Raw genomic sequence first — 15,726 nt, forward strand, 5'->3', positions numbered from 1 at the left:
AAATGAAACGTTATTTGATATTAGAAGATGGCAGCTCTTTTGCTGGTGAAGGTATTGGCGCAAGTATTATTTCCACCGGAGAATTAGCAATTCAAACTACTAATTTTGGTTATCAAGAAGCATTAACTGATCCTACTAATGCTGGAAAAATTCTAGTTTTCACATCGCCAATGATCGGCAATAATGGGATCAATGCAATTGACTATGAAAGTATTGATCCTACTGTTAAGGGAATAATTGCTAATGATATTGCTTTGAATATTTCTGATAGTGAAAATTTTGAAGATCTTAGTTCGTTTTTAAAAGAAAAAAAGATACCTGCCATTTTTAAGGTAGATACCCGTGCGCTTGTTCATCGTTTGATCGAAGAAGGAACTATTAAGGCCTCAATCATGGATACTAATGATGAACACGCTTTTGATCAAATTAAAGCATTAGTTCTGCCTAAAAATAAATCGGCAATGGTTTCAACTAAAAATGCTTATGCATCCCCAAATGTAGGTAAAACAGTTGCAGTTTTAGATTTAGGATTAAAGCACTCTATGCTCAGAGCTTTGTCTCTTAGAAAAGTAAACACAACCGTTTTACCTTATAATGTTAGTCCGCTGGATGTTGAGAACTTACGTCCTGAAGGAATCATTATTTCAAATGGACCAGGTAAACCGGAGGAAATAGTTGATAAAATTGCTCCGATTTTAGATCATTTTTATGGCAAATATCCAATCTTAGGAATTGGATTAGGTTTCTTAGTGTTAAGTGATTATTTAGACTTTGAATTGGTTCAGTTACCTCAGGAATTCAATGGAATTAATTATCCAGTAATTGAGCAAAATACTAATGCAATTTGGCAGACTTCAATGAATATTGATCAATTAGTATTACCTGACAGCGTAAAAATGAATATGAATCGTGAATATTTTGATCTTCATAGTGAATTAAATGCAGGATTTTGGAATATCAAAGACAAGATAGTAGCAACCGCTTTTAATCCAGAGGGAGCCCCAGGATCCCATGATGCAGATGAAATTTTCGATTATTTTTTACAAATGATGGAGTAAATTATGCCGTTAGAAAATGATTTAGATAAAGTATTAATTATCGGATCAGGTCCTACTTTGATTGGTAGCGTAGCTGAGATGGACTTAATGGCTACAGAAGCTATTGATGCCTTAACCGAAGAAGGAATACAAGTTATATTGGTTAATCCTAATCCAGCAACTATCTCCACGGATAAAAAGTCCAATGTTACCGTATATCTAGAGCCGATGACATTAGATTTTCTTAAGCGAATTTTACGTATGGAAGAACCAGATGCGATTATTACTGCGTACGGTTCAACTAATGGATTAAAAGTTGCTCATAAATTATTGCAAGATGGAATTTTAGAGCAAATGGGCATTCAGTTGCTAACTTTGAATTCTCGTATCTTGCAGATGGGTAATCAGCAAAAAAGAACAGAGCTTTTAAATAAATTAGGAATTGATACTAGTGAGTCTTGGGAATTAAATCAAAATGCTCAAGACAATATGAATGGTGCTATGGATAATTTACTTTCCAAAGTTACTTTTCCAGTATTAGTTACTAAGTATAATCGTTATGTTCATAATGAACATTTACGATTTAAGACTAAAGAAGCTTTAGTGACCTATTTTAAAGAAGAAAGACAAACTGATAATTTTACATGGAAAAATTATCGATTAACGGAGGATCTTTCAGCTTGGGAAGAAGTTATTGTTGATGTAATACGTGATAAGGATGGCAATTTAGTATTTACTAATTTTGCTGGTTCGATAGAGCCAGTGGGAATAAATTCTGGTGATTCAGCTATAGTAATGCCGTCTTTAACTTTAAATAATGATCATATTCAAGAATTGAGAGAATCAGTTAGACGAATTGTAGATAATTTGGAAATTGTTGGTTTTACTAGTTTTCATTTTGCTATTAAACATCATGGCACCCAAATTAAGTCAAAATTATTGACGATCCGTCCTCGTTTAACTCGTAGTTCTGTTTGGGCTCAACGAATTGGCATGTATGATGTGGGTTATGTAGTAAGTAAAGTAGCTATTGGTTATCGACTAAATGAAATAACCGATCCATTATCAGGATTAAATGCTTCTATTGAACCTACTTTAGATGCAATAGCGATTAAAATACCTTATTGGTCATTTACTGGTTCAGGTTATAACCATTATCAGTTGAATAATCGAATGCAAGCCAGTGGCGAAGCAATGGGCGTAGGACGTAATTTTGAAACAGCGTTTTTGAAAGGTTTAGATGCAACTACTAATCTTGACTTGGGCTGGGCTGCTTTTGTAGAAGAGAGCCGGAAAACATATGAAGAAATAATTGAAGATCTTAAGCATCCCGATGAATTACATCTAATTAAATTACTAGCAGCTATTAAAGAAAATATTCCTTTTAGTGAATTACAAGAAATTACAGGCCTTCATCCAATTTATTATCAAAAGCTTCTTCATATTGTCACAATCATTAATAAACTAGTGCAAAATAAGGAGCATTTAACTTTAGATTTAGTAAGAGAAGCTAAAGATTACGGCTTTTTTAATCCATTGCTTGCTAAGGTATTAAATATTTCTGTAGAGGAAGTACGATCATTAATTAGTAAATATAATTTAGAACCATCATTTTTAAAGATAGACGGTTCGGCTGGAGTTTATCGGCCTAATGTGTGTGCTTACTATGGCGCATATGATGTTCAAAATGAAGCTAAAGATTTAGCGGCAGATAAAAAGATATTAATTTTAGGTATGTTGCCTTTACAAGTATCTGTGACTAGTGAATTTGACTATATGATTGCTCATGCAGCAAAGACTTTACATAATAATGGCTATGTTACAGTTTTGCTTTCAAATAATGATGAATCTGTTTCTTCTAGATATAAGGATATCGATCGAGTATATTTTGAATCAATTACATTAGAAAATATTTTAACTATTGCTAAAAGAGAAAATATTAAAGATGTACTTTTACAATTTTCAGGTAAAAGAGTAAGTGCATTAAGTAAGCAATTGGAAGAAAATGGTCTTCATATAATAGGTCAATGGGAGACTAAAGATCCTCGTGATATGATTACGGAATTATTAAATCATCCCCTGACCGATTTAAAACGAGTACCATCTCTGAAAACTACAAATCCTAATGCTGTATTTGAATTTGTTGATCAATATGATTTTCCAATTTTAATTGGGGGCATGAATAAAGAGAATAAATTAAAATCCGCTGTAGTTTATGATATTCCAGCAATTAAAAGATATTTAGCTGAAAATCAGGTAGATCAAATCACCGTGTCTCAGTTTATTGAAGGGAATAAGTATGAAGTAACAGCTATTTCGGATGGTAAGAATGTCACTTTACCTGGTATTATTGAACATTTAGAGCAAACAGGTTCACATGCATCAGATTCAATAGCGGTTATTAAACCTCAAAATTTATCATTAGAACAACAAAAAAAGATTGAACAACAATCGATTAAATTGATAAAAGTATTACAAACAAGAGGAATCTTTAACTTACATTATTTGTTGGTAAATGATGAATTATATTTATTACAAATTAAGCCATATGCAGGTCATAACGTAGCGTTTTTGTCTAAGTCTTTGAATAAAGATATTACTGCCTGCGCTACGGAAGTCTTGATAGGTCATAACCTTCAAGATTTGGGCTATCCCAATGGACTATGGCATACAAGTAACTTTATTCATATTAAAATGCCAGTATTTTCTTTCCTTAATTATAGTAGTGGCAATACATTTGATTCTAATATGAAATCATCTGGTTCAGTAATGGGGCGAGATACTCATTTAGCTAAGGCATTATACAAAGGATACGAAGCTAGTGATTTACACATCCCTAGTTATGGGACAATTTTTATTTCAGTTAGAGATGAAGATAAAAATCGAGTGACAGAATTGGCTCGTCGATTTGATAGATTGGGCTTTAAGTTAATTGCAACCGAAGGAACTGCGAATATGTTTGCGGAAGCTGGGATTACTACAGGAGTTGTAGAAAAAGTCCATAATAATCCTCGCAATTTACTAGAAAAAATCCGACAACATAAAATTGTAATGGTAGTAAATATTACTAATCTTTCTGATGCGGCTAGTGAAGATGCATTACGAATAAGAGATGAGGCTTTGTATACTCATATTCCGGTATTTTCAAGTATTGAAACCGCTGAATTAATTTTAGATGTATTAGAATCACTAGCGTTAACTACACAACCAATTTAAAATAAAAAAGCTAAGTTTATTCAAATAACTTAGCTTTCGCAATAAGCATGTTTAAGAGGCATGCTTATTTTTTATTGACTTTCATTGCCATAATTTCTTTCTCTACTGGAGTGACTTCAATAGAGTTTTGACCAGTATAAATTACAAATCCGGGTTTAGCACCATTAGGCTTTTTAACACGTTTGTCTTGTACATAATCTACTTGAACATGGGCAGAGTCTTTGCCCTTAGAAAAGAATGCTGCGATTTCAGCTGCTTCTTTAATATCGTCTTCAGATGGTTGATCATCTCGTAAAATCACGTGAGATCCTGGCATATTTTTAACATGGAACCAGTAATCAGATTTGTTAGCCTTTTTTAAAGTTAACCAATCATTTTGATAATTGTTTTTACCAACTAAAACATGTTTACCAGAAGAAAGTTTAAATTCATTCAGATTACGTTCTGTAATTTTATTTTTTCGTTTATTCTTCTTTTGTTTTCGAATATATCCTTGATTGATTAACTCATCATTAATTTGATCAATATCCTGCGGATCCGCATTATCGATAGCAGTTTGAATAGAATCAAAATAGCGCAAATTTTCTTCGGCTATTTTGATTTGCTGATTAACATGTTTAATGGAATCGCGCAATTTTTTATATCGAGTAAAATATTTTTGAGCATTGCGTGCTGGTGAAAGGGCAGGGTCTAATTTTATTGCAATAGGTGCATTGTTTTCATAGTAGTTAGGCAGGGAAACTGTAGTCATTCCTGGCTTCACTTGATTTAAATTTGCGTTTAAAATTTCACCCTTAATACGATATCCTTCTGAGTTTTCAGCAAGATCGAGTTGTTTCTTTAATTTCTTGATTTTCTTGCTTAGCTTTTTTTGCTCATTCTTAACCACGCGTTCTACTTGACTAGCGCGTTGTTTTACCCAATCACGATTAGCTTGATATTCATAAAATTCATCAAGTCCTTTGTTAAGGTCAGGATTAGAGCTTTCCTTTTCAAGATCTAGATGATAAGGCAAATAACAAAAGATTTTTCTCTTATTATTAGGAGTCTTTAAAACAAATGCGCGTGGATTGTCGAACTGATTGAAAAACGTTTTAAAGGAAGAATAGCTGTATTCATCTTCTAAGTACCCCAATAGTTCACTTCGATCATCTTTATCTAAACCATCCATTTGCTTAGCTAAACTTTTAGCATCATTTTCATTGCTAAGTTGTTTAAATTCAGTTTCAGACAAAGTTAATCCATTTATTCCTGGCTTCAATGGAGGTAACTCATATTTCGCTTTTGGTAATAAAATACGAGCTCTATTTTCATCAGGATTAATTCTCTTTAATAAGTCGATGATATGATTATCTTTTTGATTGTAGAGAATCACGTTACTGTGACGACCCATTAATTCTACGGAAAGAACTAATTCGATTTCATCACCCAATTCATTGCGATTACTAAAATGGAAATTAGTAATTCGATCTAAACCTACTTGATCAATAGATTGTAAAACAGAGCCCTCTAAGTATTTACGTAATACCATTACAAAAATAGGAGCTTTATCAGGGTTGTTAATTGTTTGTTCAGTTAAATACATCCTTGGATATTGTGCATTAGCTGAAATTAAAAATTGGTAGTTTTTTCGATTTTTTCTAAAGATTAAAACTAAGTCTTGATCAAAGGGTTGGTAAATTTTTGATAAACGACTTCCTACTAGAGTAGGGGTTAAATCTTGTAATAAACTATGGATAAATGATCCATCAAATGCCATAATACATCACCTCAAAATACGTTTAATATTATAACAATAAAATTCAATATTCTAAAATTATTAGAGTTATCAACTATAAGCTAAAAATAATACACATTAATAATTAGGTAAAACTAATATAAATACAAAATGACATATCAAAGTTATAATTAACATTAGTATTAAAGTTTTAATATTTAATGTTTCACACAACACTATATATCTAATATAGTTTGGAAACGGTATTATCAAATAGATTATTAAATGATAAAATACAGTTATAGTAATCTAATTTGGAGAAAAAGGACTTTGTATATGGATGTATTATTTTTTAGCACTATTGCAGATCAAATAAAAAAAGAAATAAATCACAAGTGTGGCCTGAATATTTCACAAACTAGAATTTTGCTTTTTTTTGATGACACAAATAATAAAGCTTTAGCCATGGGGAAATTAGCTGAAGCACTTAATATTTCTTTATCTACCTTAAGTCGTCAGCTTCAACAAAAAAAGACAAAGAGCCTTATAGAAATTACACGATCTGAAAAAGATTCAAGTAAGATTGTGAAATTAAGTTCAGAAGGTATAAAGAAAGCAGAAGAACTAAAGAATACACTTAGTAAAATTGAAAGTCTTCTTTTTATATCTTTGGATTCTGATGCTTCTAGTCTGTTTGTTAAGCAACTTTACGAAATTGCACAAGCTTCTTCCTCATTAGACGACTTGCAATAGGTGTGTAATTAATGGTTTTATGCTATAATTCTTCTGTATTATATAATTAAAGAAATTGGGAAGGGGAAATAAATTGAAAATCGCATTAGTTACTGACAGTACTAGTGTCTTAACTGAACAAGAAGTTAAGGACAATAATATTAATGTGGTTCCGATTCCCGTCATCGTTGGCGACAAGGAATACTTAGAAGGAGTTAATATTACTTCTGCGCAACTTTTTGAACTACAAAAGCAAGGCGCAGCTTTTCCTAAGACTTCACAACCAAGCATGGGTCAAATGATTGAATTATGCAATAAGCTTCATGGAGAAGGCTATGAGGCTATCATTGCTATTACTTTATCGAGTGGTATTTCTGGATTTTATCAAAACATGGTAAACATGGCTCATAATAATCCGGAATATAATCTATATCCTTATGATTCTAAAATGACCGTAAGATTACAAGGTTATTTGGTATTAGCTGCTGCTAGAATGATTAAGAATGGCATGGAACCAGAAGCTATTTTAAAGAAACTGGACGAAATTCGAAAGACAATCGATGAATATTTTGTAGTTGATGATCTTAAGAATTTAAGCAGAGGCGGTCGTTTAAGCAACGCAGGTGCGTTTATTGGTACTATGCTGCAAATAAAACCATTATTAACATTTAATGATGATGGTAAAATTGTTGCTTTTGATAAAATCAGATCTTTAAAGCGTGCTGTTGCCAAGGTTAAGAAACTTACTTTAGAAAAAACTGCAGAATTACCTTATAAGGATAGATTACGTTTATTCGTATTTCATTCTAATGACCTCAAACGAGCAGAAGACATAAAAGAGTTTATTAATACTAACTTCCCAGATAAGCCGGTGGATGTGGCTGAATTCAGTCCTGTAATTGCTACACACTTAGGTGAAAAATCTATTGCGATTGCATGGATGATAGACATTGATAAATTAGATTTAACTAAATAATAAAAGAGGCGCTGTTAAACTAAAAAACAGTGTCTTTTTTATTATTTAATATTAATAGTAAAATTGTTATAGTTGCAGTTATGGATATAATAATAAATTTACTATTATTTATGGAGCAATCAGCAATAACACTTTTGTTATTGCTAAACATATTAAAAACAGCACCATTTTTATATAGTTTGGTGCTGTTTTATTATTTAGTTTCATTTAAATTTTGATGATCATTAGAAATTGCATCTAATGCTGCTCGCTGCTTCTTTTGATCTACGTGAGTATATAAATCTGTGGCAGTTGTTCCTTTTTGACCTAATTGCTGTGCTACTAAAACTTGATCTTTAGTAACAGCATACAATTCAGAAGCTAATGTATGGCGCAATTTATGAGGGGTAAGAGGATGACCAAAGCTGGCTGAATATTTGCTAACCATTTTTTCAATTGCATTAGTAGTCATGCGTTTTGTTTTATTGTGCCATCTTGTTAGAAAGAAAGCCGTTTGCTTAGAATCGGCCATATAACGCTCAGTTCGGATTTTTTTATAATTTTTAATATAGTTTAGAGTCCATTCAGCAATAGGGACACTATCCTTTTGTCCGCCTTTACGCGTGACATCTAAAACTGCGTCCTTTATATTCAAATCTTGCATATCTACGCCAGCACACTCAGAAACTCGAATTCCTGTCCCTAAAATTAAAGCAATAATGGCCATATCTCTTTCTTTATTCATCTTGAAACCAGGTTTAGCTTGCTTATTGCATTTATTTTCATAGTCATGATTAATAAATTTAAGAAATTCGAATTTGAGGTTTCCAGTGTACATGTGTGATTCTAAAACGTGAGCACGATAATTTAATGTTTTAGTATCATTTAAAGACTCAATTTTGAGCATTACGTTGCGCTCAAAATAGGGCTCACCATTATTATTATCTGATGTAATGGTCAAAAATTTAAATAAAGAGCGTAGGGCATTAATAGAACGATTAATAGTAGTGGGGGAGTTCAAGTGTCCTTGCTTATTCTTAGTGTGGCCTAAGTTATCAATGTACAACATGATATCATTTCGCCGTAAATTTGCTAAAGTATCTGGTAAGATATGTTGATTATCTTTTGCAGTAGAGATGCCTTCTTGACGTAACCAATTAAAAAAACGACGTATCTCGGTTAAATATTGATAGGTGGTTGTTAATGAGTGATTAGTACCTAAATTATATTGTTTAACAAAGTCTGGCATATTATCTAGTTCAGTTTTAATTAAGCTAAGATACTTAGTAGATTCCATATTTTCTCCTTACTCGAACAAATGTTTAAATAATTGTATCATAGAAAAAGGCAATAAAAAACACCTATCTTTGGAGATAGGTGAATATTAAAAATCCCAGCTTTAATTACTTTTCTCAACTCAAACGATAATATCTATAGTATTATTGTAAAAAATTGTTCATAAATATTTAAAGAATGGAATAAACCACGTCACTATAACTGGAATACTAGCAACGCCGGTAGCAACCCTTCAGCATTCCAGTTATAGTAACTTTGATTATGTTTATCTATATAATATAGGCATTTAACATCAAGCTAAACAATCTGTATTATTAGACAGTGTTGTTTGTATGGTACAACTTACCTTTCAAGTATTTATTTTAAGATGATTAAATCTAATGATCAAGTCTTAAACGCCAAATTTTCAAAAAATATTTATATTTAATGTTAATTTAGTTTAAAATATTGTTTTTGAAATTTCATGTATAAAAATTGTACAATAAAGACGAAGATTATATAAGACGAGGAAAAATTATGACAGAAGAAATTGATGTAAATTTTCAAGCTAAAAATCCAAGTGGTATTAAATTATTAAATCGTTTGTATGATGGTCATTTAGTATTAAATGATATCGGTGTTCGTTTGGATGAGCAGCTTAATAATGAAAATGAAGAATTAACTGTACCAACTCAAGAAGACGTTAATAATTTGAACGATACTTTTGGCAAGATGGTACAAACTTTTAGTGATATCACAGATGCTTATGGTAACGTTGATACCTTTGCGGATAATTTTGCCGGTACAACTAAAGATTTTGCAGAAAGATTAATCACTGAAATGGTAGACTTTAATAATGGTATTGCTGATATTGGAGATACTGAAGGTGGTCTTGAAAACTATGATAACGATAAACTCAACGATTGGGTTAACCAGGTTATGGGTGATATTGTAGCTACTAATGAAGCTTTCAATACTTTAATTAAGGAATAATAGTGCTTGAAGATCCAATTTAATAAAAGGCAAAATGGCTTTACAATCTTTAGATGGATCAATTAAAAAGGCGTCTCATGTGTGAGGCGCTTTTTTAATATATTATTTCTTTAAACTAGCTATTGGATAAATAGTGTAATCAGCTCTATAAGCAACAAGACGATGACCATCAATTACAAACTGGGTAGCATTCTTCATATCACTTTTATGGATAGAAACGTTTTTACCAGTGAATACAGCAATTGGCATCCCTAGTTGGCTTCTAATCATAACTACTTTAGCATCACCATTCCAGTCATTTTTAAAATTTTGATACATAGTATTTAATAGTGGAACAGCCTTGTTTTGATCATTGATATTAACATGCTTATTAAATTCATCTTCGTAATTCTTTAGTCCTTCATAGGCAATAAGAGTGGAGCCTACGTGAATCATTCTGTTGTGACCGTAATCAATGTCAATTACGCTAGATTTTTCGTTACCATTGCTGTCTTTTTGAGACATCTTTTTATCTGTATGAATATTAACAGATTTTGCCTTAATTTGATCGATCTTTTGTCCATTTGAATCATAAGTGGAAACTGTCAATGGTAAAGCACCGATTTTAGAGCGCATAGACAGCTCCCAATTTTCAAAATTGCTACAGCCAGAAAGTAAAGCTACGCTTAAAATACTTAAGCTTAACAATGAAATAAGTTTCTTTTTACGCATATGTTTTAAATTCCTCAATTCATACTTAATAGTGATGGGTTTAATTTTATCATATTTGTACTTAAGGGATGCAAAAAGGCGGGGAGTATTATTAAATTAAGCTATTGATAGTTAATAAAAAAACAAAAAAGTGAATTGATCTTTTCTAATAATCAATCCACTCTTATATATTTTGAATATCTTTTTCTAATCATCAGTACCAATTATACGATGCCAAATGTAAAATCCAAATCCGATTACTAATGCAATAGCCGCATACAAAAACATCCAGGCATATATAAAACCACCAAATATTCCTAGAACGCCTGCGATAATCATCAAAATTAGGCCAGTTATATCTCCACCTAAGTAAGGACTTTTTCTAAGCAAATATAGACAATTCCAACGCCAATAAACAGGCCAGCTATGATTATTTCAAGAATACCACCAACTATACTTTTAGTTGCGTATATGCCTAGTAATTGACCTAACAGTCCGTCTAGAAATAGCCATACTGACAAAACAATCATTATCTGTATATATTATCTATGCAAGATGCTAAAAAATTCAAAAATAATTTACTAAATTAATTTTGAAACATAAGCTTAAATCTGATAATTGATTTATAACAAAAAGGACTAAACTATTACGTCTAGTCCTTTTTCAATTATTTAAAATTTTCAGCCTTTACGTATGCATTTTTACCAACTCTATAGTAGGCTTCATTGTTAATATAATGTTTTGGTCCATATGTCTTAATAGGTGAACCTTGCTTTAATGTTTTCCACTCGGTGTTAAGTGATCCATTGCTTTGGTAAACATCGGCATCAGTCTTAAATATACGTGAGTTACCTAAGATATTGCTTGCCATGATGTATTTATTATCGCCAATTTTAACGGCTGATTTACCATTGCTTAATTTTGTCTTGCCACCATAGTAATTGACTGATGTATAAGCTTTATAAACTTCGCCGGTACGCTTGCCATTGCCATCATATACGTAGGACTTATACATTATTGTGCCAGTATGTTTGGCATTAGAGTTAGAAGGTGCTTGGGAAACTGCAGAGCCTGAAATAGATAATGGGAGAATAGTTACATTACCGTCTGTAGACATTCCTTTCCAATTATCAGTGTATTGCCAGATAGCTACGCCGTCCATTGAAGGGAAGTATTTAAAATTAGGCTTATCTACTCGTCCAGATATAGCATATGCTGCTACCCATAAGGAATTAGGATATTTTTTGATAATAGATGGTGTATTAATGTTATTTTGTAACACAGAAGAACTAGCGTAAAGTAGTGGCTGATAGCCAGCTGCTTTAATTTCATCCATAAAGGCTAAGATTGCCTTAGCGGTGACGTTCTTACCGTTAGTAATTATATTGCCGCTGCCAGTTTCATAATCACAAGCTAAGTAGGATCCTTTAGGAAGGCCAAGGGCTTTAGCAGATGCTACAGCATATTTAGCTTCACTTTTAGCTATAGAAGCATTAGAACTAAATGTAGCAAAGTGATAACCCATCGGCATCATGTCGTTAGCAATGGCAGATTTGATTTGAGCGGCAGCCTTTGGATTACGATAGCTAGTACCTTCACTAACTTTGACTATTGCAAATTGAGATCCGGCTTTGGCATGAGCTGTTAAATCCGCACTTTGATAACTAGCAACATCAATCCCTAGTTCTTTTGCTGCTACGGAAGTTGCTGAAGCTTGTACATGGGAAGGATTAATAGGAGAGAGGGATGCAGGTAGGAGACTCATCCCAGTGTTTACTAACATAGTTGCACAAGCTAATTTTACGAATGTTTTCTTTTTTAACAAATTAATTCCTCCATAATTGGTGGAGAGAGTTAATAATCTATATCTCTCACTTTTAATATATTTAAAACTTATATATTATAGATTACATTGGTAGGTACCAAAATGCAATAGTTGAGATTAAATATTAATATTGTAGTAATCAGATAGAAATAATTGCAATAAAATTGGGATAATAATTGAGAGTCGAGCATGGAATGATTATTAAATGTCATTCTTTTTGGTTTATGCTTCCTTAGAGGGATGCACGTTCAAAAGGCCTAGCAAACAGTAAAAAAGTGCTAGTACTTAGCCAAGTATGATAATAGACGTGGTGAAGAAATTTGAATGAAAATAAATAGATACTGATATTACAATTAGAATATTATGCTTTTTAGACACTTTTAATTTTTAAATGTCAAGAATAATACTTAAAACCTAAAGAAATGTATAAGGAGGGCTATTTCGTATATTACTTTAATGACAAAAATATTGTAATTATATAAAATATAGATAGTTAAGAAAAGCGCTTAATTAGCTAAATAAAGTATATAGATGTTTTTTTAATGAAAGCAAAGGTGATCAAAATGCTACATTGGATTTGGGTATTAATTGTTGGAGGAGTTATTGGTTTGATTGCTGGAGCTCTTACAGGGCATGGCAGATCAATGAACTGGATTGCTAATATCTTAGCAGGGTTAATTGGTTCCTCATTAGGTCAAGCTTTATTGGGTGCCTGGGGGCCACAAGTTGCTGGCATGGCAATTGTACCGTCAATTTTAGGTGCAGTAATTTTGGTAATCATTGTTGCCTTCGTTGTCAGCAAATTTAGAACTGCATAACGTTTATATGAGTAAAAATTTTTAGTACGTACTACAAACGAAAAGGCTAAAATAAGGATTTTATCCTAGATTTAGCCTTTTTTGTTGCCCTATTCTCTTGGGAGAGGGGAGAGAAATAAAAGCATTAAAGACAGTGATGCTACAAATTGATAAAAATAAATAGATTTTGAAACAATGAATTGAAGATAATCTGGCTGTTTTGAATAGAATTTTGGGCTCTCATTGTCAACTGAAGCCAATTATGTTTAGGTTTCAGTTGATTAATAATGACTTACTTTAAAAGAATTTATGATTGTTCAAATAAAAATCAAACGCTGAATATTAAAAATAGAAAGATGATTAGCAAGTGTACTGTGGAGTAATAAAAGAAAAAAGCTTAGAAAAGCTATGAGACGTAGAGATTCTTTATAATATAAGGATTTTTATAAAGAAAGAATGAATGAAAATTAAAACAAAATATAAAATTTGTTCGAACTTTATAAATCAGCAAAAATAGCTGTTTTGATAGGAACTTAGTTCTTGCTATCATTAAAATTATTGTTTTAAGTAATGCATAGCAAATATAATTTATCTAATTAATTACCATTTATAGAAAGCAAGTATAAAGAATATGGTCGTTAAAGGGATTATTTCATTAATAATGATTCAGCAAAATTTATATGACGAATGCCTATCCCTAAAATCATTATTAAATCAGCTGATCATGCCATTTTACTATGAATATCCCTATAATCAGCATGAAATTAGACCGATTTTTAGTCTGAGAATCTGTATTAAATCTATTTATTATTATGGTAAAAATATCAGCGTATTAGCTTGATTAGCTAGTTATTGAATGTATATGGTATTTCACTTAAGCCTTTAAATTTTGTTAGAAATTAATCAATAGATCCATTGATTATTAATTAAAAATAATGAACTTGACCGTAGAATTGCGATCTCAGCATCTTTATAAAAGTAAAAAACTTTAATTAACTTGCAACAAATAAAAAAGCAAAAATAAAAAGTATAAAAAGAGTTGCCAATTTTAAAATACACGAAAATGTCTTCTGTTTGTGTATTTACGATATCCTTACTTATAACTTTACATAATATTAATTATGCGCAGATGCAAGTAAGAATTAATTGCTCTCTTTTATACTTCTTTATTGCTATATAATTACTTATTTTAGCATGTCTACTTTTTTATTATTTTTCAAAGCATTAAGATACATCGTGTTTATAAGTGCTAATAAGATTACAGCTATCCATATTGTTTTTAAAACCAAAAACTTTTGAAGAATTGCTGAAACAATTGCACCAACTCCAAATGAAATTACTAATAACATATAATTTACTGCAGCTGTATGTTGGCTTTTATCTTCACCAAAGAAAAATGCGCTCCAAGCAACAACTGATTTCTTTAGATTTCCAGTTGTAAATGCATTATTATATCCCATTCCTTCAATTTTGCTGAATGATGCATTTTGAATGGCTAGTCCAAACGCAATTGCCGGCACAATATAATAATTAGGAACACTACGCGGCAAAAAACCAACAATTAAGCAAATAGCCAAAATTGGAAACAAACAAAATACTCTCCAATAATATCCTTTAACGTACTTATGGAAAAGACCTACTACGAGCAATCCTAAAGAAAAAGCGATAAATGTACTTGCACGGTTAATCATGCCAGCTATATTATGGTCAGCTAAAGCTGAACTGAAGAAAATAATGTTTCCAGTTTGTCCAGCAGATAATGTATGTCCCCTTTGAATATATGTATAGGCATCCACAAATCCTCCACAAAAAGTAAGAGCGCATGCTAATTGTCTAGATTCTGCAGGACGCTCATATTTATTAAAAATCTCTTTTAAATTCATTTCTTCATTAATTCCCCTCTTAATTTATAATCAGTTTACATTATAAACTTTATATAGAACAAAAATATAATTTCTTAAGATATCTTATATTAAAGGTCAAATTACTTAATTTTATAGGGTTTTTGAGTTAGAATTACCTAAATGGAATCACGGGATAAGAGACTGTAAAATAGTTTATTCATTTTATCCTGAAACTTTTATAGTCTATAACTATAAAAGTATAAGTAACTTGAAAGGATCGAATGCTTTGTGAATATTAATTTAGGAGAAGAAATTTCTCGTAGAAGACGTGAACAAAAACTTACACAGGAGGACTTAGCTGAGCTTAGCGATCTTTCAGTTAATTTTATTTCACGCTTAGAAAGAACTAAAGATCAAAACATTAGTATTCAGAAGCTTGATTCAATAGCTCGGGCTTTGAACACTAGTACACCAGATATTATTAATAATGCTTATTCTGCTAAAAATATTAAGCCAGAAAATCATGTTAACAATACGCCAATTTTCATTCAAAAAGTTACTAATGAGCTAAGAAAATTACCAGACGATCAAGCTGAACGAGTATGTAAGTCACTCATCGTACTTTTAAAAGAAATGAATTAAAAA

Annotated in this window: 12 protein-coding genes and 1 pseudogene; 7 read left to right on the forward strand and 6 right to left on the reverse strand. The window is 31.5% G+C overall.

From position 1 onward, the window contains the following. Positions 1 to 2: 2 nt before the first annotated feature. Together B5E95_RS02900 and B5E95_RS02905 are read left to right on the forward strand one after the other, a co-directional pair. Positions 3 to 1,058, forward strand: a complete 1,056-nt coding sequence (locus B5E95_RS02900; RefSeq protein ID WP_025005676.1) for a carbamoyl phosphate synthase small subunit — start codon at positions 3 to 5, stop codon at positions 1,056 to 1,058. Positions 1,059 to 1,061: 3 nt separating this feature from the next. Next, positions 1,062 to 4,253, forward strand: a complete 3,192-nt coding sequence (locus tag B5E95_RS02905; protein WP_025005677.1) for a carbamoyl phosphate synthase large subunit — start codon at positions 1,062 to 1,064, stop codon at positions 4,251 to 4,253. 64 nt (positions 4,254 to 4,317) lie between these two features. On the opposite strand, the gene B5E95_RS02910 is transcribed toward B5E95_RS02905, so the two are convergent. Further along, complete coding sequence (locus B5E95_RS02910; protein ID WP_025005678.1) at positions 4,318 to 6,012, reverse strand: Rqc2 family fibronectin-binding protein; 1,695 nt, start codon at positions 6,010 to 6,012, stop codon at positions 4,318 to 4,320. 294 nt (positions 6,013 to 6,306) lie between these two features. Between B5E95_RS02910 and B5E95_RS02915 the strand changes: the two genes are divergently transcribed. Next, on the forward strand, positions 6,307 to 6,723 hold the full coding sequence (locus B5E95_RS02915) for a MarR family winged helix-turn-helix transcriptional regulator (RefSeq protein ID WP_087235530.1): 417 nt from the start codon (positions 6,307 to 6,309) through the stop codon (positions 6,721 to 6,723). A gap of 73 nt (positions 6,724 to 6,796) precedes the next feature. Further along, entirely contained in the window at positions 6,797 to 7,678 is an 882-nt protein-coding gene (locus B5E95_RS02920; protein ID WP_087235531.1) for a DegV family protein, read from the forward strand. A gap of 193 nt (positions 7,679 to 7,871) precedes the next feature. Here B5E95_RS02920 and xerS read toward each other — a convergent pair whose 3' ends face one another. Continuing rightward, positions 7,872 to 8,954: a tyrosine recombinase XerS gene (gene xerS, locus B5E95_RS02930; protein ID WP_087235533.1), complete on the reverse strand. Its 1,083-nt coding sequence runs from the start codon at positions 8,952 to 8,954 to the stop codon at positions 7,872 to 7,874. Between the two features lie 515 nt (positions 8,955 to 9,469). On the opposite strand from xerS, the gene B5E95_RS02935 reads away from it, so the two are divergent. Further along, entirely contained in the window at positions 9,470 to 9,925 is a 456-nt protein-coding gene (locus B5E95_RS02935) for a hypothetical protein (RefSeq protein WP_087235534.1), read from the forward strand. Between the two features lie 102 nt (positions 9,926 to 10,027). Here the strand turns inward: B5E95_RS02935 and B5E95_RS02940 are convergent, their stop codons facing one another. The 3 genes and pseudogenes from B5E95_RS02940 to B5E95_RS02950 form a co-directional block, all read right to left on the reverse strand. Further along, positions 10,028 to 10,636, reverse strand: a complete 609-nt coding sequence (locus B5E95_RS02940) for a DUF5052 family protein (protein ID WP_025005682.1) — start codon at positions 10,634 to 10,636, stop codon at positions 10,028 to 10,030. Between the two features lie 186 nt (positions 10,637 to 10,822). Next, a pseudogene (locus B5E95_RS10835) lies at positions 10,823 to 11,145 on the reverse strand (hypothetical protein). Between the two features lie 137 nt (positions 11,146 to 11,282). Continuing rightward, on the reverse strand, positions 11,283 to 12,440 hold the full coding sequence (locus tag B5E95_RS02950; RefSeq protein WP_087235535.1) for a GH25 family lysozyme: 1,158 nt from the start codon (positions 12,438 to 12,440) through the stop codon (positions 11,283 to 11,285). 563 nt (positions 12,441 to 13,003) lie between these two features. On the opposite strand from B5E95_RS02950, the gene B5E95_RS02955 reads away from it, so the two are divergent. After that, complete coding sequence (locus B5E95_RS02955; RefSeq protein ID WP_025005684.1) at positions 13,004 to 13,258, forward strand: GlsB/YeaQ/YmgE family stress response membrane protein; 255 nt, start codon at positions 13,004 to 13,006, stop codon at positions 13,256 to 13,258. Between the two features lie 1,163 nt (positions 13,259 to 14,421). Here the strand turns inward: B5E95_RS02955 and B5E95_RS02960 are convergent. Beyond that, positions 14,422 to 15,120 (reverse strand): YoaK family protein, encoded by a 699-nt coding sequence (locus B5E95_RS02960; protein ID WP_025005685.1) that lies wholly within the window; start codon positions 15,118 to 15,120, stop codon positions 14,422 to 14,424. A 249-nt stretch (positions 15,121 to 15,369) separates the two neighbouring features. Between B5E95_RS02960 and B5E95_RS02965 the strand changes: the two genes are divergently transcribed. Continuing rightward, positions 15,370 to 15,723, forward strand: a complete 354-nt coding sequence (locus tag B5E95_RS02965; protein WP_025006107.1) for a helix-turn-helix domain-containing protein — start codon at positions 15,370 to 15,372, stop codon at positions 15,721 to 15,723. Positions 15,724 to 15,726: the final 3 nt, after the last annotated feature.

Source organism: Lactobacillus gallinarum (assembly GCF_002160635.1).
Classification (GTDB): domain Bacteria; phylum Bacillota; class Bacilli; order Lactobacillales; family Lactobacillaceae; genus Lactobacillus; species Lactobacillus gallinarum.